The following is a 24,668-nucleotide window of genomic DNA, read 5'->3' on the forward strand; positions in this document are numbered from 1 at the left end:
GCTGGGGGGAAGAGTGAAAGCGACGAAGTATCTGGCCGCCTTGCTCGGCCTGGCCTGCACGGCTTGGGCGAGCGCCGACGATTTCCGTGCGCGTCTGCCGCAGGACGAAGTCATTTATTTCCTGTTGCCGGACCGCTTCGAGAACGGCGACCCGAAGAACGATCGCGGCGGGCTGAAGGGCGATCGTCTCAAGACCGGCTTCGATCCCACGCACAAAGGCTTCTATCACGGTGGCGATCTGCGCGGACTGATTCAGCGCCTCGATTACATTCAGGGGCTCGGCGCCACCGCCATCTGGCTCGGCCCCATTTACAAGAACAAGCCGGTGCAGGGCGGGCCCGGCCAGGAATCGGCGGGTTATCACGGCTACTGGATCACCGACTTCACGCGTGTCGACGATCACTTTGGCTCGCAACAAGACATGAAGGACTTCGTCGAGCACGCGCATGCGCGCGGCATCAAGGTCTATCTCGATATCATCACCAACCACACCGCCGATGTGATTTCCTATCGGCAGTGCCCGGGCAGCGAATGCGCCTATCGCTCACGCGCCGACTATCCGTACAGCAAAGCCGGTGGCACGAACGGCGCCTCGATCAATGAGGGCTTCCTGGGCGATGCCGTTCAGACCGACACGAACTTCGCGAAGCTGAAGCGTGCCGACTACGCTTACGACGTCTTCGTGCCCGCCGCCGAAGCCAACGTGAAAGTGCCCGCCTGGCTCAACGATCCGATCTGGTATCACAACCGCGGCAACAGTCTGTTCCGTGGCGAAAGCAGCACGATGGGGGACTTCGTCGGCCTCGACGATCTCATGACCGAGAATCCGCGCGTGGTGCAGGGATTCATCGACATCTACGGCCGGTGGATCGAAGAATTCGGCGTCGATGGCTTCCGCATCGACACCGCGCGGCATGTGAACTCCGAGTTCTGGCAGGCGTTCGCGCCAGCGATGCTGAAGACGGCGACGGCGCGGGGCATTCCGAACTTTCATATCTTCGGCGAGGTGGCGGCCGATGCCGTCGATATTCCGGCGCTGACGCGGGCGACGCGCGTCGACAAACTGCCCACCGTGCTGGACTTTTCCTTTCGCGCAGCCGTGATCGACGCGCTGACTCTGAACTCAGGGCCCGACAAGCTGGCGGCGATGTTCAACGGCGACGCGCTCTACGAAGGCGGCGAGGCGACGGCGCTGCAATTGCCGACGTTCGTCAGCAATCACGATTGGGGACGTTTCGGCTTTTATGCGCGCAAGAATCTGCCTGGCGTGAGCGATGCCGAAGTCCTGCAACGAATGATCCTGGCGCACGCGATGATGTTCACGTTGCGGGGCGTGCCGGTGATCTATTCGGGGGATGAGCAGGGGTTTGCGGGCGACGGCATCGATCAAGACGCGCGCGAGGATATGTTCCCCAGCCGAGTCGCGAGCTACAACGACAATGTTCTGCTCGGAACCATGGCCACGACCGCGGTCAGCAATTTCGACCGCAATCATCCTTTATATGCAGCGATTGCCGACCTGTCAGCGCTGAGAAAAGAGAACGCCGCGTTACGCCGAGGCAAACAGATCATTCGCAACTACGCCGAGAAGCCCGGGCTGTTCGCGGTCTCCCGCATCGATCCTCAAACGCAGCAGGAGATCTTGATCGCGTTCAATACGTCGACCGAGCCGCTACAGGCCAACGTGGAAGTCGATGCGGGAGCTCGCGCGTTCCGATCGTTGAAGGGAACCTGCACGCGGAGGCCATCGGCGCCGGGCAGCTACAAAGTCACGCTGGAGCCCTTGAGCTATGTGGTGTGCGCGGCGCAGGATGAGACATGAGCCGCCAGCAGAAGCCCGCATTGTCGTTCTGGCAGATCTGGAACATGTGTTTCGGATTCCTGGGGATTCAATTCGGCTTCGCGCTCCAGAACGCCAACGTGAGCCGGATTTTCCAGACGCTGGGCGCGGACCTGGATCAGATTCCGATGTTGTGGGTGGCGGCGCCGCTGACCGGGCTCATCGTTCAGCCCATCATCGGCTATTACTCCGATCGCACCTGGACCCGTCTGGGTCGCAGGCGGCCGTACTTTTTCTTCGGTGCCGTCGCGGCGACCCTGGCGCTGTTGTTCATGCCGAATTCTCCGACGCTGTGGATCGCGGCCGGTCTGCTCTGGCTGCTGGATGCATCCCTGAATGTTTCCATGGAGCCGTTTCGCGCTTACGTGGGCGATCAGCTGCCGCCGCCGCAACGGCCGACGGGCTACGCGATGCAAAGCTTTTTCATCGGGGTCAGTTCGGTGATCGCGAGCTTGCTGCCGTGGATGCTAACCCGGCTGGGCGTCGAGAACACGGCCGTGCCGGGCGAGATTCCCCACACCGTGAAATATGCGTTCTATTTCGGCGGCGTCATGATGCTCGGCGCGGTGAGCTGGACGGTGTTCAGCACGCGCGAGTATCCGCCGGAACAACTCAAGAACTTCGACGATGCCGGTGTGGTGCGCGAGCGGCCGCTCGATGTCGCAAGGTCACGTCGCGATGGCGCGGTCTGGCTGGGCGCCGGTGTGGTCGGGTTGCTCTCCATATATATGTTGCAGTGGGATCGGCAGCTATACCTGCTGGCGGGCGGCATCGGCGTTTACGGCGCGGCCTTGCTCGTGCTCAGTGCTTCGCGCTCGAGCAACATGTTTACCGCCATCATGACCGACGTGCACCACATGCCCGAGGCCATGCGACGGCTCGCGGTCGTGCAATTCTTTTCCTGGTTCGCCTTGTTCGCGATGTGGATCTACACGACGGCCGCCGTCACACAAATGCATTTCGGCACGACGGATGTTCAGTCCGCCGCGTACAACGAAGGGGCGAATTGGGTTGGTGTGCTGTTCGCGGCGTACAGCGGCTTCTCCGCCCTGGCCGCCATCGTAATTCCGTTCATGGTGCGGCTATGGGGATTGCGCGTGAGTCACCTGATCAATGTGTGGCTCGGCGCGGCGGGGCTCGTGTCATTCGTGGCGATTCGCGATCCGCAGTGGTTGCTGGTCGCGATGATCGGGATCGGCTTCGCGTGGGCCTCGATCCTGTCGCTGCCCTATGCGTTGCTGTCCGATAACCTGCCCGCCGAGAAGATGGGCGTGTACATGGGCATCTTCAATTTTTTTATTGTGATTCCGCAGCTGCTGGCGGCCAGCGTGCTGGGCTTTCTGCTGCGGACATTCATGGGCGGGGAGCCCGTCTATGCCCTGGTCATCGGCGGTGCCAGCCTGTTTCTGGCTGGCATCGCCGTGTTACGGGTTCAGCCGAAAGTCAGCTTGCCCTTCATCACCGACCAGTGGCCGGGGAACGAACAGAAGAACGTGTAATCGCCACCCTTCTTCAGCTTCGACGTCGGGAAGGTGACGCTGGTGGTCTCGCCGGCACCGATCACTTTGGTGTGTGCGATCACGCGAGCATCGTCTTTCGGCACATAGTTGTTCGGCAGACCGGCCGACATGCCGGCGGTGGCCACCGCCTGGAACGCGGACGTTTCGGTCAGCACCCAGTTGTGGCCCATCGCGCTGGCGGGCAGCTTGCCCGGGTGCGACAGGGTCAGTTTGACTTCGGTGCAATCGGCGGCGACGGCCAGCGACGTCTTGTTGTACTGCATGGCGTCGTTGCCTTCGATGGTCAGCTCGCAGGTCTTGGCGGCATATGTGAGCGGAGCGAAGACGCTGAGCGCGCCGAGCAGAACGGTGGATGCGAGAATTCTTGAGATTGTCATCGGATTACCTGCTGTGCGGTTGAAGTCGCGAGCGGATTGTCCGGCGTGGACGGCCGGCTTTCAAGCACCGCAAGCCGCGACTTCCCGCGACCTGCTCGTGGAACAACCCGAGCCCTAGAACGTCCCTATTGAATGAGGTTTGTACCCCACGCCCGGCTGCCCGGCCGATGACGAATGTGCGGATTCTGTCCGGGGCTGGCTTGTTCGTGCTGTGCGCGTTTTGGAGCGGAACCACGCTCGCTGAGCGGGTGACTGTCACCATCAACGGTCTCGAGGAACAGATGCTCGAATCGGCGCGGGCCAATCTCGAGCTCAAACAATATGAGGAGCGCGACGTGTCGGCCGCCCAGGCGCGCCGGCTGTTCGACCGGGGCAAGGACCAGATCGTGCGCTCGCTGGAGCCTTTCGGCTTCTACAACCCGACCGTCGAAGGCCGCCTGGAACGACCGGAGCCAGGTAAATTTCACGCGGTGTTCGATGTGAAGACCGGCGATCCGGTCATCGTTCAGGAATCGAGCATCGAAGTCGCGCCCGAGGCCACCGAGCTCAAACCGGTCCGGGCCGCGGTGGATCGGTTCGAGCCCAGGCACGGCGACCGGCTGGATCACGCGCTCTACGAGCGCAGTAAAGACCAGATCTCCAAGGCGCTCGCCAACGACGGTTATCTCTCCGCGCAACTGGTGCGCCATAAAGTGTCAGTCGTTCGCAGTGCCAATACCGCGGACATCGATCTGGCGTGGGATGTGGGGCCGCGCTATCGCCTGGGCGACCTGCGCTTCTCGAAGGCGCAGTTCCCGGATGCGTTTCTGCAGAAATTCAAACTGTGGCAGGACGGCGATTATTACTCGGCCGAAAAGCTGCTGCAGTTACAGCAGGCGCTGGTCGACGCGGACTATTTCACCTCGGTGGGCGTCGCGCCCGACCTGGAGCACGCGGTGAATGGCGAGGTGCCGATCGACGTGATGCTGGTTCCGGCCAAGCGCACGTTGTACACGGCGAATATCTATTTCAGCACCGACTCGGGCCCCGGCGCCAAGCTCGGCGTGCAGCGACGCTGGCTCAACGATCGCGGTCACAAGTTGAGCGGCGAGATCGAATATAACTCGCGCCTGGAGGAATACAGCGTCAAGTATCAGATCCCCCATCCCGGCCCGAAGGCACGTAACTATACGATCGGCCTCGGCTATCGCGACGAGGAGACCGACACGAGCCGGTCGCGCATGTTCCGGCTCGCGGGCACGCAGGTCGCGGACCATTGGAAAGGGTTCACTCGCACGCTCGGCTTGCAGTACCTGAACGGCGATTTCGAGATCGCCGATGAGCGCGGCCAGACCAGTCTGCTCTACGCCGACGGGCTGCTCACGCGCAAACGGGCCAACGATATTTACTTTCCGACCGCGGGCTATTCCGTGCTGTACGGCCTGCGCTTCGGGTTCGAGCAGCTGTTATCGGACACCTCATTCGCGCAGGTTCGCGCCGAAGGAAAATGGTTGCGCAAGGTCGGCAGCAAGGGCCGCGTGATCTTTCGCTCCGCGCTCGGCGCCATGATCGTGGACGATTTCGACGCTTTGCCGCCGGAGCTGCGCTTCTTCGCGGGCGGCGACCGTTCGATTCGCGGCTTCGACTATCAAGCGATCGGCGAGACCAACGCGTCGGGCGGCGTCATCGGCGGCGAATATCTGGTCGCGGGCAGCGCCGAATACGAGCATTACTTTCTCGACAACTGGGGCGCGGCGGTGTTTGTGGATGCCGGCGATGCTTTCAAGTCCAGCTTCGATGTCAACGTCGGCTCGGGCATCGGCCTGCGTTGGAAGTCGCCCATCGGGATGGTGCGTGTCGATGTCGCGCGCCCGGTGGTCACCGATCTGGATGGCGGCTGGCGCATCCACCTGATCATCGGGCCGGATCTGTGAGCGGCGTGCTGAAGAAAACGCTGGCCTGGACCGGCATCGTCATCGCGGCGTTGATCCTGCTCGCGATCGGCGCGGTGCTGTGGGTGATCAACACTCAGTCCGGCACGCGCTTCGCGGCCGCTCGTGTGACGGCGTTGATGGGAGACAAGCTCGCCATCGGTTCCATCGACGGCTCGATCGCCGGCCCGCTGCGCATTACTAATTTTCGTTATCGCGATCCCGCCGCCGGCATCGACGCGTCGGTCGCGCAGCTCGAGATCGATCTGGTGTTGAGCGATCTCAGACACCGGCTGGTGCATGTCGCTCGCTTGGATGTGACCGGCATCGATGTCTTGACGCAAGAGCCGACGGAGCCGCCGCCGAAGGAGCCCTCCGAGCCGTTCACGTTGAAACCGCCGATCAATGTCGCGGTCGATTCGTTCATCGCGCGCAATGCGAAGGTTCGCAATCCCGAAGCCACGCTCGTTGAAGTCACGCGCGCCGTCTTCGCTGGACGCTGGACCAGTGAGGCGCTGGCCGTGCAAACATTGAACGTGCAATCGCCGCAGGGATTCGTGACGTTCAACGGCCGCGTCGTGCAGAACACTGCCTACGTTGGCGAGGGCCGAGGGCGCTTCGAGTGGACTGCGGGCGAGCAGAAGTTTGCTGGCACGTTGTTGGTGTCGGCGAATGAATCGGACGCTGTCGTCAGCAGCAAATTGTCCTCGCCGCTCGAAGCCGTCTTGCACGCGAAGGTGGCACAAGCGGCCGATCATGGCTGGCAGGTGGAATTGGAGGTGCCGCGCTTCGATCCTCGCGAACAGCTGATGCCGGGGTCGAGCTTCCAAAGTCTCGCGGCGTCCTTGCATGGCGAGGGCACGTTGGATCGGGGCGTTGTTACCGGGCGCGTCACGATCAATGACGAGCCGCTGGAGCTGGAGTCGGTTCGTTTCACTCGCAGCGAGGAACAGCTGTCGCTGGAGACGCTGCTGAAGATCGGCGCGACCGCGGGCGAGTTGCGCGCCAATGCGGATATTCAATTCTCAGAAGAATCGTGGACCAGCAAAGCGAGCGCACGCTGGAAGGATGTCGTCGTGCCGTCCGCTTGGGTCGGGCAGGAGTTGTTCACGCGGGGCGAGCTGAATTTCGATGGCAATCCGCAGCTGTACAACGCGAAGGGACAGCTCACGCTGGGGCCGAAGGAACAGCAGGCTGACATCGCCTTGCAGGTCCGAGGCACGCCCGAGCTGATCGAGTTGCAACAGTTCGACATCGTTCAACCGAAAGGCCGGCTGGCCGCGACCGGCAAAGTGAATTTGCAACCGCAGCTGGCATGGGCCGTCGATGCGCGCGGACAGAACTTCGATCCCGGCGCGTTCGCGGTCGAATGGCCGGGCAGCCTGCGGTTCCAACTCGTCACGCAAGGCAAGATGACGGAGCAAGGGCCCGACGCGACATTGAAGCTCACTGAATTGCGCGGCCAGCTGCGAGGGCGGCCGATCTCCGGCGATGCGGATATGACGCTCACCGCACCGTATATGCCTGCGGTCAAGCTCGCGCTGAATTCCGGCCAGAGCAAGTTGCGAGTGCAGGCGGCGAAGGGCGAGCAGATCGACGCTACGATTTCGCTCGATGTGGCTTCGTTGAATGACTGGGTGCCGAACTCCGGCGGTCAGCTGGCGGCGAACTTTCGTGTGCTCGGCAAATGGCCCGAGGTGGCGATCAACGGCAACGCGCGTGGTCATGAGCTGCACTTGAACGAGATGCAGCTGCGGGACATCACGCTCGACGCCGATGTGAACAAACCGCTCGATCCGGAAGGTTCAGCGCGGCTGAGGATGACGGGATTGTCGGCGGCGGGATTCGAGTTCGAAACATTGCAGGCGAATGCGTCCGGCAACTCGGCCTCGCATCGCGCGGAAGTGAACACGACGGGTCAGCCGCTCGCATTCTCGATCGCGGTGGAAGGCGGTAAGAAGGAGGAGGGTTGGTCCGGGGCTGTGCAGCGGCTGGTGCTCGACGTGGAAGACGCCGCGCGCCTGAGCTTGCGTGAGCCGGCGAACATCGATGTGAAGATGCGGGACCAGAAGATGGCGGTCGATGTTTCGCGTGCATGTTTCGTCGATCGGGATATCGAGCTGTGCCTGCAAGGAGGCATGCAGCCCGATGGCTCCATGCGAGGCAGCTATTCGCTCGCTAATGTGCCGCTGGCGCTGGCGAACTCGATGACGAGCGACGACTTGCCGCTGCGGTTCAAAGGGCTGATCCAGGGGCAGGGCGATATTCGTCGCGATGCCGACGGCAATTTATTCGGGACGGCGTCGATCAGCTCGCCGTCGGGCAGCGTGTCGCGGGTTCTGGTGTTCGAGGGGGAGACGGAGCCGGCGGAAGAAGAAACCTTGCTGACCTATCGGGATTTCAAAGTCGACGCGAATCTGTCGGGATCGGATGCGCGTGCTTCGATCAGCACCGGATTGCAGGAGAAAGGCTCGCTGCAAGGTGAAGGCGAAGTGACCGGGCTCAATCAGGCGAACACGCAGATCAATGCGCGCATGAATGCGAGTCTGCCGGACCTCGCACCGTTCGCTGTGTTCGCGCCGCAGCTCGCGAATGTTCATGGGCGCATGGATGCGCGAGGTAGTGTGACTGGGACGTTGCAGGAGCCGGCGATTACCGGTGAGGTGACGGCAGCGGATCTCATGGCTGATATTCCCGCGATAGGGTTGCACTTGAAGAACGGCCGGCTCGATGTGCGACCGAAATCGACGACGGAGTTTCAGGTGTCGGGCGGCATCGAATCCGGCGGCGGCACACTGAAGTTCGCGGGCACGGCGTCGACGAGTGGCGCGATCAATATGAAGGTCGATGGCAATCGGTTCCTCGCCGCGGATATTCCGGGCGCGAAGGTGCTGATCACGCCTGACATCGACGTCGTGAGGAATGAGGAGCGAACGACGCTGTCCGGCAAGGTCACGATTCCTTCGGCGGATGTGAATTTGCAGAAGCTGCCGAAGGGCGGCGATCGGGCACAGGCAGCGTCGCCGGATGTGGTCGTGGTCGATGCGGAAACGCAGGATGAGGCGGCGGAACAGGCGATTCCGTTGTACGCGAATATCACTGTGATTGTCGGTGGGCAGGACAGAGGGCGTGCGCTTCAGGAAGAGGCAGTGAATCTCACCGGCTTCGGCCTGGTGGCGAAGGTCAACGGGCAGCTCGATGTGAGAGAGCGGCCGGGGACGGAGACGGTGGCGTCGGGTGATGTGAATGTCACGGGGACTTATAAAGCGTACGGGCAGGATTTGACGATTCAGCAAGGCCAGCTGCTGTATGCGTCGACGCCACTCGACAATCCCAGTCTGCGGATCGAGGCGACGAGAACGGTTGATGAAGTGACTGCGGGCTTGAGAATTCGAGGCAGCGCGCAGAGTCCGGAGCTCACGGTATTTTCCGATCCGCCGATGGCGCAGGCGAATGCGCTTTCATACATTGTCGCGGGGAAGCCGCTCGAGGACATCGGCTCAGGATCGGGTGAAGGCGATGCCGTGCAGGCGGCAACCCGTTCGCTTGGGGCAGCGGCCGGTGGATTGCTCGCGAAGAACTTAGGTCGCCGGTTGGGGGCGGATGAGGTCTCGGTGACCGATGAGGCGATGCTCGGCGGGGCGGCGCTTACCGTTGGTCAATATCTCTCGCCTCGCGTGTATCTCAGTTACGGCGTCGGTTTGTTTGAGCCTGGCGAGGTCATCACTCTGCGGTACAAACTTTCTCGCAGCCTGTCAGTGTCGGCTCAGCGCGGGCCGGAGGATACGCGGGCGGGTATTGAGTTTCGGAAGCAGCGGTAAGGGTTGCAGTCAGGGTTGCTATAAGAGGCTGCGGTTGGGGCGGCGGTGGCCGGCCTCGCCAGGGTCGGGTATCTCCTCCCGGCACCGCGCTCGCCCGTCGCGCCTCGCGCTCCTGGGCGCACGTCCATGATGTGCGCTGATACGTGGACACGTCCCTGTACCTCGAATCTGCCGGGAGGAGATACCCGACCCTGGCGAGGCCTGGACGTCGGTGGCGTAAGAGGGGCGGGCTTGCGTTGGTCGAAATTTCCAAATATTGTTCGCTCTGATCGTCATACTTGCCAAAGTTTGGGGTAAATTTCGAAATCAAATTCGGCGGCGGGATGGCCAGACGGCAATCGGTTGATTAGACAGGTTGATGCGATGGCGGAAATTCTTGGCATTGGTATCTCGCACTATCCGCCGCTCAGTGGGCGCGATGAGGATATGGCCAATATCCTTCGCGGCCGGCTGAAGGATCCCGATGTGCCTGCCTCACATAAGGACCCCGCGAACTGGCCGCCCTTCATGCGCGAGGAATGGGGCACCGACCAAGGCAGAGCCGGCGCCGCCAGGCACCGGGCGGCGATGCGCGTGGGGCTCACCAAAGCGCGCCAAGCTATCGATGAATTCAAGCCGGATCTGGTCGTGATCTGGGGCGACGATCAGTATGAAAATTTCAAGGAAGACATCGTCCCGCCATTCTGTGTGATGGCCTACGACGATATGAACATCCAGCCCTGGGCGCACGCGTCCGAGTCGGCGATGTTCTCCGAGTCGCACGAAGACGAGTGGGGCGGCGGCAAGCCCAATGTTTGGAAGGAAAAGCGCGATCACTCCATTGTGGTGCGGGGCCATCGAAAAGCCGCGAAATTCCTTACCGAACAGCTGTTGGAGCGGGAGTTCGACGTTGCGTACGCCTACAAGCCGTTGCATCACGAAGGTCTGCCCCACGCATTCCTGAATTCGATTTTGTATCTCGACTACGACCGCCGCGGCTTCCCCTATCCCGTCGTGCCGTTTCAAGTGAACTGCTATGGCCGCTCGGTCATCAGTTATCGCGGTTTCATCAGCCGGCTCGCCGATCGGGGCCGCGAGCTCGATCCGCCGTCGCCGTCGCCGAAGCGCATCTTCAAGTTGGGCGCCGAAGTGGCGCGCATCTTCCGGGACAGCCCGTACAGAGTGGCGCTGGTCGCATCGTCCAGCTGGTCGCATGCGTTTTTGAACGATCAAACCTATCGCATGCAGCCGGACGTGGCGCTCGACAAGCGCATGTACGAGGCGCTGACCCGGAGCGATTGGGATGTCTGGACGAACACGAAGCTGGAGACGCTCGAGCGCTCCGGCGAGCATGAATTGTTGAACTGGTACGCGCTGGCCGGCGCGATGAACGAGCTGAGGCAGCGGTGCACCTGGTCGGACTTCGTGGAAACCTACGTGTTCAATTCCAGCAAAGTCACGGCGATTTTCGCGCCGAAATAACAACGTCGATCCGCTTCGAGTGACGCATGACTAAGTTCAGTTTCGATTTGGCCAAGTGCTCGCGCGCACTGGCGATTCTCGCTGTTGCGCTGGTTGGATGGGCGGGCGCGGCGAGGGCGGCGGAGGCGCTGCCGAACGTGGACATTCGCGAGATGGTCGGCAAGGAAAACGGCCGGCGCTATCAGATCTACACCGCGCAGCCGACCAAGCCGCAGCCGGCGGAAGGGTACGCGGTTGTTTACGTGCTCGATGCGAACATCATGTTCGCGACGATGGTGGAGACGGTGCGGGCGTCGGAGCGGCGGCCGACCGGGCGCGGCACGGTCGTGATCGGTATCGGGTATCCCGACGATCTCAAAGCCAATGTCGAGCGGCAGATCGATCTCACGCCTTCCGTCAGCTCCACGCCGAAGGACGGAACCGGTCAGGCGGAGTCGTTCCTGCGTTTCATCGAGAACGAGCTGAAGCCGGAGGTCGCGTCTCGGTTCAAGATCGATACGACGCGGGAGACGTTATTCGGTCATTCGTTCGGTGGTCTGTTCACGCTGTATGCGCTGATCAATTCGCCCGGCCTGGTCGATAACTTCGTCGCGGCCAGCCCGTCGATCTGGTACGAGGGCCGCATGATGCAGAAGGCGAACGTGCGCGGTCGCCTCGAGCCGAAGGTGCAGACTCAGCAGGTGACGCCGCGAGTGCTGATCACCGTCGGCGAATATGAGCAGACGCCGGATCCGGATTTCCCGGCCATGCAGGGGCAGGGCTCCAATCCGGAAATCCTGAAGGAACGTCAGCAGGTCGATAATGCGCGGGAGTTTGCCGATTACTTGTCGAAGATCGGCGGGGTCGAAGCGAAGTTTGTAATGTTCCCGGGGGAAGATCATGGCACGGTGATTCCGTCCGCCATTTCTCGCGGCGTGCGGTTTGCGTTGGCACCCACGGTCCAGGCGCCAAAGCCGGCCGATCGCGTTGTGAGTACTGGCAAGCCGCCCGGTGGCATCAAGGTGCCGACGGCGCAGGAATATCTGAAGCTCACGGCGGATCAGCGGTACAAGCTGCGCATGCGGGTGCGCAAGCTGCCGGAGCAGCAGCGGATGGCGTGGAATCAGCAGTTTCAATATTCGTTGAATGCGGGCCTGACTTATCTGCAGCACCGGAAGTTGCATGAAGAGCGGCAGGAGATGGATGAGAAGCACGGCACGCAGCCGCCGCCAGAGGGTTGATTGAAATGAGTCGAGTGCGCACGCATGTCTCGCTGATCCTGGCCGGCGTTCTGCTGGCCACTGGCGCGCTCGCGCAGACCGCGGCGGTCGACAAGAAGGTCGCGGCGGTGGAGCAGCAGGTCATCGATTGGCGGCGGGATATTCATCAGCACCCTGAGTTGAGTAATCGCGAGGAGCGCACGGCGGCGCTGGTTGCGAAACATCTGCAGTCGCTCGGGCTCGAAGTGCGTACGGGCGTCGGCAAGACCGGTGTTGTCGGCGTGCTGAAGGGGGCGAAGCCGGGGCGCGTGATCGCGCTTCGGGCCGACATGGACGCGCTGCCGGTGGAAGAACAAACCGGGCTACCGTTCGCTTCGAAAGTCACAGCGGAATTCAATGGCAAGATCGTGCCCGTGATGCACGCGTGCGGTCACGATGCGCACACCGCGATTCTCATGGGCGCCGCGCAAGTGCTCGCAGGCATGCGCAGTCAGATCGCCGGCACCGTTGTTTTTATTTTCCAGCCCGCCGAAGAAGGTCCCCCGCCGGGTGAAGAAGGCGGCGCCGATTTGATGATCAAAGACGGCGCGCTGAGCAATCCCAAGCCCGAGGCGATCTTCGGTTTGCATGTCGAGCCCGGCGTGGTCGGGCGCATCGACGTTCGCTACGGTGCGCTGCTGTCCAGCGCCACCGATCTGCGCATCGATTTGAAAGGTCGCCAGACTCATGGTGCCCGTCCTTGGGAAGGCACCGACCTGGTCAATCTGTCCGCTGACATCATCAAGAGCCTGACGACCATCTCGGCCCGGCAGGTGGATGTATTCGACGTGCCGAACGTCGTCACCCTGGCGATGGTGCAGGCGGGCGTCAGAGGCAACATCCTGCCCGGCGATGCGACGCTGCAGGGAACGATTCGCACTTTCAGCGAAGAGCGGTTACAGCGGTTGAAGGAGCTGATCAACACATCGGTCGACGGCCTGGCGAAAACCTATGGCGCCACCGCGCAGGTGAACTTCCGGCAGCAGGCGTATGTGACAGGCAGCGATCCAAAGATTCTCGAATCCATCATGCCGGCGCTGAAAGAAGCGGCGGGCGCGGCGGGCGTGGATACGCAGGCGCCGTTGCGAGCCGCGGCCGAGGATTTCTCGTACTTCGAGCGAGAGATTCCAGGCGTGTACTACATCATCGGCTCGACCCGGGATTTCAAGGACAAGGCCTCGACGCCGGCGAATCACTCCCCCAAGTTCGATATCGACGAGCGCGTGCTCGCGATCGGCGTCAAAGCGCAGGTGCTCACCGCGCTTCAATTTTTGCGATCAAAACCGTAGTCTGCGCGCCCGCCCATCAGGCGGGCAGCCCAGCGCCGGGCTGCTATTTCGAAATATGATCGATAGCGAACGGCCCGCGAGAGGGGCCCGGTCGCCACCTCATGGCCGCAGATTCGAGATTTCTGGCTGAAAAAAAGATTTCTCAGCAACCCGCGGCCGGCGGTCCGGCGAGAGGGCCGAAACGCGAGCCGCACGAGTCGGGTAATTATTTCGAAAATTCCATTGACGTGTTCCGTCGCGGCACCTTATCTTCCGTGACAAGCGCCGCGAAGGGCGGCAGCACAACTAAATTTCGGGGAGAGTGGGTAGCGCCATGTCCAACGCCAAGTCTGGCCCGCTGTCGCGAGCTGTCGCTGTTTCTTTCGCAACGCTGCTCGCCGCGCCGGTGCTGGCGCAGGAAGTGGCCAGTCCTCCCGAAGCGCTCGAAGAAATCGTCGTCACCGGTACAAACATTCGCGGTGCCGCCCCGATCGGCAATCCGATTCAAACGCTCGGCGCCGAGCAGATCGCCGAGAGCGGCAAGGCCACAGTTGCCGAACTGCTGCGTGATTTGCCGGTGAACTTCGCGGGTGGCGTAGCGCAAGCTGACAACAATCGCGGCGGTCAGGACACGTCGTCGGCCGGCTCGAATCTCACGGGCGGCTCCGGTGTGAACCTGCGTGGCTTGGGTGCGCTCTCGACGCTCGTGCTCGTCGACGGCCGTCGGGTCGCGACCTCGGGTCAGTTCGGCGATTTCGTCGACGTAGCGAACATTCCGGCCGCGGCCATCGAGCGCATCGAGATCCTGCAGGACGGCGCATCGGCCGTGTATGGCTCCGATGCGGTGGGCGGTGTCGTCAACTTCATTCTCAAGCGCAACCTCGAAGGTCTGCAGACCATGGCGCGCATCGGCACGTTCACCGAAGGCGGTGGCGATGAGTTCCAGGCCAGTGCTGTGTGGGGGCACGGTTGGGACAGCGGTCGCGTGGTGCTCGGTTACGAATTCAACGATCGTGCACGGGTGAGCGCGTCCGATCGCGATCTCAACGGCAACCTGTCCTCTCGGGGCGGCGTCAACTGGCCGATCTACACGACGCACGTCGGCAGCGCTGCAAACATTTTTGCGGGCACGACCGCTGCCTTTAACGGCAACGTCGCTTACACGGTGCCGCAAGGTCCGGGCACGGGCTTGACGGTCGGGCAACTCACGCCGGCGACCGGTGGATTCGGCAACTCCTCCGATCCGTGGGACGGTTGGGACATCCTGCCGGAAATGCAGCGTCACAGCTTGTTCCTGAACTTCGACCAGGACATCACGGACCGAATCAGCACGCACGGCGGCGTTCGCTACACGCGTCGTGACGGCAACTATCACACCGGTTACGTCGACATTTACGGTGCGGTGCCGACCACCAATCCGAATTACATCGCGGGCACGACCAATGCGTTCAGCGTGCTCGTCGACGATGTGCTCACTCAGCGCGACGTGCAGGTCGACAGCTACGGTGCGGATCTCGGCGTGAAGTTCGATATCGGCGGCGACTGGCAGCTGGATGTGACGGGCTCTTACAGCCGCGAGATCCAGAATCGTAAATCGCAGCTCGAGCGCGACGCGAACATCGATGACTTCGTCGCCGGCGCGGGCGGTGGCATCGTGGCCGCACCGAACTCGGTGACCTGTTCGCTGATGGGCCTGAATTCCAGCAACATCGGCTCGATCGCGGCGCCGACCGCCGCGCAGAGCTACTGCGCCGGCCTGAACTACGAAACATTCAATCCTTATTCCACCGAGCCGCTGTCGGCGCAGGTGTTGAGCCAGCTGATCGGTTACGAGGATCTGGAGTTCGATTCGTGGGTGCGTCAGGGCACGGTCAAGGTCGATGGCACCGTCATGGATCTGCCCGGCGGTCAGCTCAAGCTCGCGGTCGGTCTGGATTACCGCAAGGAATATATCGACGGCCAGCTCGACTTCAATTATCGCAGTATCGATCCCGTGCACATGCCGTACGGTGCGACCGAGCGTGAAGTGAAGTCCGCGTACGCCGAGTTCGCCGTGCCGCTGGTCGGCGATCGCAATTCATTGCCGGGCTTGCGCGCCTTGGATCTGTCGCTGGCCGTGCGTCACGAAGACTCGCAGGGGCTCGGCGATTTCACATCCACCGATCCGAAGTTCGGCCTGCGTTACAAGCCCATCGACAGCCTGACCGTGCGTGCCAGTTACGGCACCAGCTTCCATGCGCCGCCGATGCGCTTTGCATACAACGGCGCGCAGCCGGTGCCCGGCGGCAACGCGATTTTCTACGCCAACTCGTTCTACACGGCGCCGTGTAACACGACCCTGGTGGAGCTCATTCAGCCCGCGGTGCCGAATGCGTCGGGTGCCTGTCCGTTCGTGGGCATGATCGTGTCTGGCGGCGCCGGTCCCACGTTGAAGCCCGAAGAGGCGGACACCTGGACCGCCGGCCTGGAATTCCTGCCGGAAAGCGTGCCGGGCCTGATGTTGAGCGCGAATTACTTCAACATGCAGATCGATAACCGTCTGGTGCGTATCACGTCGGGTCAGCTCGGCGGCATCCTGGCGAATTACTTCGCGACCGGCACCAGCCCGTACATCAACAATCTGGTGTTCAATCCCGACGACGCACTGGTGCAGTCGTTGTTCGACGATCCGCGCTTCATCGGCCTGCAGGGCCCGGGCGTGACGCGCACGCCGAATCAGATCGCCGCGATCATCTATGCCACGCAGACCAACCTGGCGAGCTTGAAGATGGACGGCGTCGATCTGGGAGCGCGCTATGGCTTCGATACCGGCCTCGGCAACTTCGAAGTGTTCGCCAACGGCACGTTGCTGTTGTCCTATGAGCTGCAGGCGTCGCCGGGCTCGCGTTACGAGGACAAGCTGGGCAAGTACGAAAGCACCGGCAACCCGGTGAAGTTCAAGAGCAAACAGGGCCTGTCGTTCCATCGCGGCCCGTTCGCGGCGATCGCGACGGTGAACTACACCGATAGTTACGAGTGCGTGAGCGGTTGTTACGTCCCCAACGCCGCCGGCGCGCCGGTGCTGAACACCACGCCGATCAAGATCGACGACTGGATCACCCTGGACCTGCAGTTCAACTACACCTTCGAGGGCACGGGCGGCCTGCTGAGCGGCGCCGGCATCGGCCTGAGCGTGTTGAACGCCACCAACGAGGAGCCGCCGTTCATCGACACCGGCAGAGTCGTGACGGGCAATGCCCCGGAGTCTTATGATGCTGCTAACGCTATCATCAGTGGCCGGGCCGTCGCGCTGACGCTGACCAAGAGCTTCTAGCGCGCATAGGAACTGCGGTCATAACGGGGATCGAATGAAGAGCGAATCGGACAACGACAACACCGCGGTCGCCAAGACCATCGCCGACCAGACGTACCAGCATATTCGCCGGGATATCATTTCCGGTGCGCTGCCGCCCGGGACCAAGCTCGCGATGGAAATGCTGACCAAGCGCTACGACGTGGGCTTGAGCCCGCTGCGCGAGGCGTTGGTGAAGTTGACCGGCGACGCGCTGGCGGTGGCCGAGGGTCAGCGCGGTTTCTGGGTGTCGCAGATTTCGCTGGACGAGCTGCAGGACACGATGAATACGCGTCTGCTGATAGAGACGCAGGCGTTGTCGCTGGCCATGGAGAAGGGCGGCCCCGAGTGGGAGCGCGCCGTCAATCAGGCGTACGAAGAGCTGTCCTCGCTCGAGGATCATTTGAAAGAAGGCGATAACGCCACGTTCGCCCGCTGGGAAAGTGCCAATCGTCGTTTCCACGAGGCGCTGGTCTCGGCGTGCGGCTCGAAATGGCTGATCCGTCTGCGCAGCATGCTGCACTATCATTCCGAGCGTTATCGAATGATCTCGCTGGCTGAAGCGAGCGTCGAGCGCGATGTGCACGATGAGCACGAAGCCATTGTCGAAGCCGTGCTCGGTCGCAAGACGTTGCGCGCCTGCCGGTTGACTGAGCTACATCTGCAACGAACGACCGAAGTGGTCCGCGCCGCATTGGAGCGCCGGGACGAAGAATTGCTCAACAAGAACAAAAAGCGCAGCGTCGCCGGCCGTCGGCCGGGCAAGCCTCGAGCGTAATTATTTCGAAATGTAACGCGCGGCGGGCTCCGCTCAGGTCGCCCGCTTCAGTGCTTTCCTGCGCTCTCTCGTCGGGGAATCCAGCAATTTGGTGGGATTGAGACGTCGAAATTGTGATCGACGTCCGACATTCCGACTTGCAGGACGGCCACTATTTCGAAAATCCATTGACGAGTGTCGATTCCCTTGCCATCGTCCGCGCCCGTTCGCCTCGAGCGAGCGCCAGTTGAATTTCAGGGAGAACGATTCGCGTCATGTTCAAGCAACGCAATTTCGGCCCGCTATCGCGAGCCGCTGCCGCTTCCTTCGCAACGCTGATTGCCGTGCCGACCTGGGCTCAGGACGTGGGCCAGGGCAGCATCGAAGCGCTCGAAGAAATCGTCGTCACGGGTACAAACATTCGCGGCACGGCGCCGATCGGCAACGCGATTCAAACGGTTGGTGCGGAAGAGATTGCCGCGAGCGGCAAGGCCACTGTCGCTGAATTGTTACGTGCGCTGCCCGTCAACTTCGCGGGCGGCGTGGCGCAAGCCGACAACAATCGTGGCGGTCAGGACGGTTCGTCCACCGGCGCGAATCTCACGGGTGGCTCGGGCGTGAACCTGCGCGGTCTCGGTGCGCTGTCGACGCTCGTGCTGGTCGATGGGCGTCGGGTCGCCACCTCCGGTCAGTTTGGCGACTTCGTCGACGTAGCAAACATTCCTGCCGCGGCCATCGAGCGCATCGAGATCCTGCAGGACGGCGCATCGGCCGTGTACGGCTCCGACGCGGTCGGCGGCGTGGTCAATTTCATTCTGAAGCGCAACTTCGAAGGCGTGCAGACGTCCGCGCGCGTTGGCACGCTCACCGAAGGTGGTGGCGATGAGTTCCAGGCGAGCATCGTCGGCGGCCATGGCTGGAGCAGCGGCCGCGCCGTCATCGGTTACGAATACAACGATCGTGCGCGCGTCACTGCGGCCGATCGCGATCTCAAGGGTGATTTCTCGAGCAAGGGTGGCGTGAACTGGCCGCTCTACACCAATCGCGTCGGTAGCGCGGCGAATATCTTCCAAGGCGCGGCCAGCTATCTGAATCCTGTTGCTTACACCGTGCCGCAGGGCGCGGGCACGGGCCTGACCGTCGGGCAGCTCACGCCGGCGGCGGGCGGCATCGGCAATACATCGAATCCCTGGGCCGGCTGGGACATCCTGCCCGAGATGCAGCGTCACAGTGTGTTCGTGACGTTCGATCAGGATCTTGCCAGCGGCATCACCACGCAGGGCAGTCTGCGTTACACCCGCCGCGAAGGTAACTATCACACCGGCTACGTCGATCTGGTCGGCAGCGTGCCGACCACCAATCCGAACTACATCGCTGGCGTGACCAACAATTTCAGCGTGCTGGTCGATGACTTCGTCACTCAGCGCGACGTGAGCGTCGACAGCTTCGGCGGCGATCTCGGCGTGACGTTCGACATCGGCGGCGACTGGAAGTTGGATGTCACGGGCTCGTACAGCCGCGAAGATCAGAAGCGCGAGTCGCAGCTGGAGCGCGACGCGAACATCGATGACTTCCTGACCGGTGCCGGCGGCGGCATAGTGTCCGCGCCGAACTCGGTGACCTGCTCGTTGATGGGCTTGAATTCCAGCAATATCGGTGCGATCGCCGCTCCCACGGCTCAGCAGGCGTTCTGCGCCGGGCTGAACTATGAAACATTCAATCCGTACTCCACCGATCCGTTGTCGGCGCAGGTCTTGAATCAGCTGATCGGCTACGAGAATCTAGAGTTCGATTCGTGGGTGCGCCAGGGCTCGATCAAGGCCGACGGCACCGTCATCGACTTGCCCGGCGGTCCGCTCAAGCTCGCGTTGGGCGTCGACTATCGAACCGAGCACATCGATGGCGAGCTCAACTTCAACTATCGCAGCATCGCGCCGGTGCAGCTGCCTTACGGTGAGACCGAGCGCGATGTGAAATCGGCGTTCGCCGAGTTCGCTGTGCCGATCTTCGGCGATGCCAATTCGATGCCGGGCCTGCGCGCGTTGGATCTGTCGCTGGCCGTGCGTCACGAAGACTCGCAAGGCCTGGGCGATTTCACGTCCACCGATCCGAAGTTCGGTCTGCGTTACAAGCCCATCGACAGCCTGACGTTCCACGGCAGCTACGGCACCAGCTTCCATGCGCCGCCGATGCGCTTTGCTTACGACGGTCCGCAGCCCGTGCCGGGCGGCAACGCGATTCTGTACACGACCGGTACCTACACCGCGCCGTGTGGCACGACGCTGGTCGAGCATTCCGCGCCGAACGGCCAGGGCGTTTGTACGTTCAGTGCGATGGTGGTATCGGGTGGCGCCGGTCCGGTGCTGAAGCCGGAAGAAGCGGATACCTGGACGGCTGGTCTCGAGTTCCTGCCGGAGAGCGTGCCGGGCCTGATGTTGAGCGCGAACTATTTCAACTTGCAGATCGACAACCGTCTTGTGCGTATCACCTCGGGTGCGTTGGGCGGCATCCTCGCGAACTACTTCGCGACTGGCAGCAGCCCGTACGCCAGCAATCTGTTGTTCTATCCGGACGACGCATTGGTGCAGTCGCTGTACAACGATCCGCGCTTCGTCGGCTTGGTGGGCCCGGGGACGACGTTGCAGCCGAGTCAGATTCAGGCAGTGATCTATGCGACCCAGACGAATCTGGCGAGCTTGAAGATGGACGGCCTCGATCTCGGTGCGAGCTACGGCTTCGATACCGGCGCCGGCAAGTTCGAAGTGTTCGCCAGCGGCACCTTGTTGCTGTCGTATGAAATTCAGGCCGCGCCGGGTGCGCGCTATGACGACAAGCTCGGCAAGTACGAGAGCACCGGCAATCCGGTCAAGCTCAAGACCAAACAGGGTCTGTCGTATAGGCGTGGGCCGTTCAGCGCGATCGCCACGGTCAACTACACGGACAGCTATGAGTGCGTGAGCGGTTGTTACGTGCCGGATGCGAATGGCGCGCCGGTGTTGAACACGACGCCGGTCAAGATCGATGACTGGATCACGCTGGATCTGCAGTTCAACTACACCTTTGACCAGACGGGCAATGGTTTGTTGAGCGGCGCCGGCGTGGGCCTGAGTGTGTTGAACGCGACCAACGAAGAGCCGCCGTTCATCGATACAGGCCGTTACGTGACGGGCAATGCGCCAGAGTCCTACGATGCTGCTAACGCAGTGATCAGCGGACGTGCTGTCGCGCTGACTGTGACGAAGAGTTTCTAATCAGCAGTCGATCATGGCGGCCCGGACTACGACGGGCCGCCAGCTTTTTCAGCGACGTAACAAGACTCGCAATACGAGCAGCGCCACGCACGCAATCACCGCGGGTAGCGCGCTCAGCAGAAACAACTTCTCGGTGGTGACCATCGCCGCCATCAGCAAGCCGCCAACCACTGGTCCGATGACCGAGCCGATGCGTCCAACGGCGAGTGCGGTACCCAGGCCGGTCGCGCGTGCTTGCGTTGGATAGATGCTCGCCGTCAGCGCATTCATCGCTGTCTGGCCGCCGATGGTGAAGAAGCCGGCGATAAAGACGCAGGTCATCAAGGTCACGACGTGAGATTCGACTTGCCCGATCAGCGCAGTGCTCACACCCGCTATCACATAGCCCGCGCACAGCACCGCGGCTGCGTCGAGACGATCGATCAATCGGCCGAGCACGATGCCGCCAATCGCGCCGCCGAGGTTCAAGAACACCGATGCCGTGAGTGCCGATGTGATGCTCGCGCCTGCCTGCTTGAGCGCGAGCGGCAGCCAGCTCATGAGGAAATAAATCATCAGCAGGCTCATGAAGAATGCGACCCACAGCAGCAGCGTCTTCATTGCGCGGCCGTCGCGGAACAGATGGAGCATGCTGAAGCCTTCCAGCTTCTGTTCCTTCAATACATAACGTTCGCCGGTCGTGCGCTCACGATCCGGGACGAGTCGATCGAGCAGAGCACCGATTTCCTGCTGAGGCCGGCCGGCGGCGACGAGGAATTGCACCGACTCGGGCAGCCGCATGGCCAGCACCGCGAGCAGGACCAACGGAATCACGCCGCCAAGGATGAATACCGAGTGCCAGCCGAACGCGGGAATGATCACGCTGCTGATGAGCGCGCCGATTGCAGCACCGAGCGGAAAGCCGGCAAACATCACAGTGATCGCCGTGGCGCGCAGGCGTTGAGGAGAGAATTCCGCAGTGAGCGCGATGATGTTCGGTGTCGCGCCACCCAGGCCGATGCCGGTGAGGAATCTCAATAGCAACAACATTTGCAGACTGGTGGCGGCCGCGGTCGCGAAGGTGAGCAGTGCGAACATCAACGTGCAGCCGAGAATGACTTTGCGACGACCGTAACGATCCGACAGCGGGCCGGCGATGAATTGGCCGCACAGAATGCCGACCAGGCCCGCGCCGAAGATGGGGCCGAAATCGCCGGGCGCGACGTTCCAGACTTCGGCGAGCACCGGCGCCACCAGAAATACCGACTGAGTGTCGAAGCCGTCGAGCATGGCGACCAGGCCGCACAGCACGACGCTGAAGATCTGAAACCGCCCGAGCGGCGCGGAATCGATGACCGCGGTGACATCGACGGTGCGGCCGGCGTCTGCGCTCTGAGCGGTGTTCTGAACGGCGGCATTCACCCGTCGGTCCCCCTGAGGATCACGTCATAAAAATTCGATAATCGGACGATGTCAGGGCGGCCAATGGAAGTCAATGCTGGCTCGGAAACCGCAGCGGCCTGGCTAGGACTCCTATAATTTTGGGGAATAATTGGTTCTCGATGGCCCTGTGAGGGATTACACGAAAATCTGTCGAATCTTGTGCCCCAGGTTGAAATATCGAAATTCTAAGCTACCATCCAGGCTCCCAATCCTAGAATAGAGTCATCATGGCAGCCTCGATTTCGAGCCTGGCGCATTTCATCAACGGAGCGTCCGTCGGCGGCGGCCGGACTTTCGAAAACCGTAATCCTGCCACCAACGCCGTGGTCAGCACGGTTGCCGAGGCCGATGCCTCCGTCGTCGATCAGGCGGTGCAAGCGGCACGCAAAGCGCTGAAAGGTCCGTGGGGCAAGATGACCGATGCCGAGCGCGCCGCCATCATGCGCAAAGTCGCCGAAGGCATCACGCGTCGTTTCGACGAATTCGTCAAAGCCGAAATTCTCGATACCGGCAAGCCGATCCGCGACGTGAGTCATTTGGATATTCCGCGGGGCGCGGCCAACTTCACCGCGTTTGCCGATCAAATGCTCGCCCATCCCACCGAAGCGTTCCGTAGCCCGACGCCGGATGGCAAGGGCGCGCTGAATTATTCCATTCGCGTGCCGCGCGGCGTGATCGCCGTCGTGTGTCCCTGGAATCTGCCTTTGTTGCTGATGACCTGGAAGGTCGCGCCGGCCATGGCGAGTGGCAACACCGTGGTGGTGAAGCCGTCGGAAGAAACGCCGACGACCGCGACCTTGCTTGGTCAGGTGATGAATGAAGCGGGCGTGCCGCCCGGTGTTTATAACGTCGTGCACGGCTTTGGCCCCGACAGCGCCGGTGCGCATCTGGTCAATCATCCGGGCGTCGATGGCATCACGTTCACCGGCGAGACGCGCACCGGCACGGCGATCATGAAATCGGCGGCTGAAGGCGTGCGCCCCGTGTCGCTCGAGCTCGGCGGCAAGAATGCGTCGATCGTCTTCGCCGACTGCGATCTCGATGTCGCCATCGAAGCCAGCACGCGCTCGACCTTTCTGAACTGCGGTCAAGTGTGCCTCGGCACCGAGCGCATCTATGTGCAACGGCCGATCTTCGATCAATTTGTAAATCGGTTGAAAGCCGCCGCCGAAATCCAGCGTCATGGCGATCCTTTCGAGAAAACCACGACGCTCGGTCCGTTGATCAGTCAGGAGCATCGGCGCAAAGTGCTCAGTTACTACGAGCGCGCTCGCAGTTCGGGCGCGACGCTGATCACGGGTGGTGGCGTTCCCGACATGCCGGGCGCGTTCGCCGAGGGAGCGTGGGTGCAGCCGACGATCTGGACCGGCCTGCCCGAATCTCACCCGGTGCTGCGCGAAGAAATTTTCGGTCCCTGTTGTCACGTCGCGCCCTTCGATACTGAAGAGGAAGCGATTGCTCTTGCCAACGACACGCCTTACGGCCTGGCGGGCTCGGTGTTCACTCGCGACCTGTCGCGGGCGCATCGGGTTGCGGCCCAGATCGAAGTGGGTATCTTGTGGCTCAACTCGTGGTTCCTGCGTGACTTGCGCACCGCATTCGGCGGCGCCAAGCAGTCGGGTATCGGCCGCGAGGGTGGGGTTCACGGTCTCGAGTTCTATTCGGAGCTGCGGAATGTCTGCGTCAAACTCTGAAGCCATCGCGGCAGCTCACGCGGCATTGAGCCAGGCGGCGAAGACACGCGCGCCATGCGATCCGGTTCGTTCGCTCATCGAGCCGCTTGGCGTCGCGGGCGCGTATGAAGTTCAGTCGCGCTTCACCGCTGACGCATTGGCCGCAGGCCGTCGTGTCATCGGCGCGAAGATCGGTCTCACTTCGCATGCCGTGCAAAAGCAGCTGGGCGTCGATCAGCCCGACTTCGGCATGTTGTTCGACGACATGGAATATGGCGACGACGCGCTCGTGCCCATCTCACGCTTGATCCAGCCGAAGGTGGAAGCGGAGATCGCATTCGTGCTGGAGAAGGATCTGAACTCCGAGCGCCCGACGCTTGCCCAGGTCACGACCGCGATTGCTTATGCGCTGCCTGCCATTGAGATCGTCGACAGTCGGGTGCGCGATTGGAAGATTTCTTTGTTCGACACCATCGCGGACAACGCGTCGTCGGGGCTGTTCGTGCTCGGCGGCACGCCGCGCAAGATCGATGCGATCGATCTGAGAATGTGCGGGGCACGCCTGGAGAATCGAGGTGAGGCGGTGTCGACGGGCTGCGGCGCGGCTTGTTTGGGCAATCCGTTGAATGCGGTGGTCTGGCTCGCGGCCACGATGGCGAAGCTCGGCAATCCGCTGCGTGCCGGCACGACGATTCTGTCGGGCGCACTCGGTCCGATGGTCACGGTGAAGCCGGGCGAAGTGTACGAAGCGCGCATCAGCGGCTTGGGTCGCGTCGCGGCTGCGTTCACGAAGGAGTAG

14 protein-coding genes are annotated in these 24,668 nt (G+C 62.1%); 12 read left to right on the forward strand and 2 right to left on the reverse strand.

Annotated elements, in window-relative coordinates:
• Positions 1 to 13 precede the first annotated feature (13 nt).
• Both ACFPN2_RS20535 and ACFPN2_RS20540 read left to right on the forward strand, forming a co-directional pair.
• Positions 14 to 1,822, forward strand: coding sequence for an alpha-amylase family glycosyl hydrolase (locus tag ACFPN2_RS20535; RefSeq protein ID WP_380599896.1), 1,809 nt, complete (start codon positions 14 to 16; stop codon positions 1,820 to 1,822).
• Positions 1,819 to 3,339, forward strand: coding sequence for an MFS transporter (locus ACFPN2_RS20540; protein ID WP_380599897.1), 1,521 nt, complete (start codon positions 1,819 to 1,821; stop codon positions 3,337 to 3,339). Before ACFPN2_RS20535 ends, ACFPN2_RS20540 begins: the two co-directional genes overlap by 4 nt.
• Here ACFPN2_RS20540 and azu read toward each other — a convergent pair.
• Positions 3,273 to 3,737: an azurin gene (gene azu, locus ACFPN2_RS20545; protein WP_380599898.1), complete on the reverse strand. Its 465-nt coding sequence runs from the start codon at positions 3,735 to 3,737 to the stop codon at positions 3,273 to 3,275. The two genes, ACFPN2_RS20540 and azu, sit on opposite strands and share 67 nt — an antisense overlap.
• A gap of 167 nt (positions 3,738 to 3,904) precedes the next feature.
• Between azu and ACFPN2_RS20550 the strand changes: the two genes are divergently transcribed.
• The 8 genes from ACFPN2_RS20550 to ACFPN2_RS20585 all read left to right on the forward strand — a co-directional run bounded on the left by ACFPN2_RS20550 (position 3,905) and on the right by ACFPN2_RS20585 (position 20,774).
• On the forward strand, positions 3,905 to 5,650 hold the full coding sequence (locus ACFPN2_RS20550) for an autotransporter assembly complex protein TamA (protein ID WP_380599899.1): 1,746 nt from the start codon (positions 3,905 to 3,907) through the stop codon (positions 5,648 to 5,650).
• Positions 5,651 to 5,655: 5 nt separating this feature from the next.
• Positions 5,656 to 9,468 carry a translocation/assembly module TamB domain-containing protein gene (locus ACFPN2_RS20555; protein ID WP_380599900.1) on the forward strand — a complete coding sequence of 1,271 codons (3,813 nt, stop codon included), beginning with the start codon at positions 5,656 to 5,658 and terminating at the stop codon, positions 9,466 to 9,468.
• A gap of 363 nt (positions 9,469 to 9,831) precedes the next feature.
• Entirely contained in the window at positions 9,832 to 10,929 is a 1,098-nt protein-coding gene (locus ACFPN2_RS20560) for a DODA-type extradiol aromatic ring-opening family dioxygenase (RefSeq protein ID WP_380599902.1), read from the forward strand.
• 26 nt (positions 10,930 to 10,955) lie between these two features.
• A complete protein-coding gene (locus tag ACFPN2_RS20565; protein ID WP_380599904.1) occupies positions 10,956 to 12,149 on the forward strand; it encodes an alpha/beta hydrolase in 1,194 nt (397 codons plus the stop codon).
• A gap of 5 nt (positions 12,150 to 12,154) precedes the next feature.
• Entirely contained in the window at positions 12,155 to 13,456 is a 1,302-nt protein-coding gene (locus ACFPN2_RS20570; RefSeq protein ID WP_380599906.1) for an amidohydrolase, read from the forward strand.
• 313 nt (positions 13,457 to 13,769) lie between these two features.
• Positions 13,770 to 16,748: a TonB-dependent receptor plug domain-containing protein gene (locus tag ACFPN2_RS20575; RefSeq protein WP_380599908.1), complete on the forward strand. Its 2,979-nt coding sequence runs from the start codon at positions 13,770 to 13,772 to the stop codon at positions 16,746 to 16,748.
• A gap of 34 nt (positions 16,749 to 16,782) precedes the next feature.
• Positions 16,783 to 17,544, forward strand: coding sequence for a GntR family transcriptional regulator (locus ACFPN2_RS20580; protein WP_380599910.1), 762 nt, complete (start codon positions 16,783 to 16,785; stop codon positions 17,542 to 17,544).
• Positions 17,545 to 17,798: 254 nt separating this feature from the next.
• A complete protein-coding gene (locus ACFPN2_RS20585; RefSeq protein WP_380599912.1) occupies positions 17,799 to 20,774 on the forward strand; it encodes a TonB-dependent receptor plug domain-containing protein in 2,976 nt (991 codons plus the stop codon).
• Positions 20,775 to 20,822: 48 nt separating this feature from the next.
• Here ACFPN2_RS20585 and ACFPN2_RS20590 read toward each other — a convergent pair whose 3' ends face one another.
• Positions 20,823 to 22,175, reverse strand: coding sequence for an MFS transporter (locus tag ACFPN2_RS20590; protein ID WP_380599913.1), 1,353 nt, complete (start codon positions 22,173 to 22,175; stop codon positions 20,823 to 20,825).
• Positions 22,176 to 22,435: 260 nt separating this feature from the next.
• On the opposite strand from ACFPN2_RS20590, the gene ACFPN2_RS20595 reads away from it, so the two are divergent.
• Positions 22,436 to 23,890: a 2-hydroxymuconic semialdehyde dehydrogenase gene (locus ACFPN2_RS20595; RefSeq protein WP_380600192.1), complete on the forward strand. Its 1,455-nt coding sequence runs from the start codon at positions 22,436 to 22,438 to the stop codon at positions 23,888 to 23,890.
• Positions 23,871 to 24,668: a 2-keto-4-pentenoate hydratase gene (locus tag ACFPN2_RS20600; RefSeq protein WP_380599915.1), complete on the forward strand. Its 798-nt coding sequence runs from the start codon at positions 23,871 to 23,873 to the stop codon at positions 24,666 to 24,668. The genes ACFPN2_RS20595 and ACFPN2_RS20600 overlap by 20 nt, the downstream gene beginning before the upstream one ends.

The sequence above is a fragment of the Steroidobacter flavus genome, from assembly GCF_042651805.1.
Classification (GTDB): Bacteria; Pseudomonadota; Gammaproteobacteria; order Steroidobacterales; family Steroidobacteraceae; genus Steroidobacter; species Steroidobacter flavus.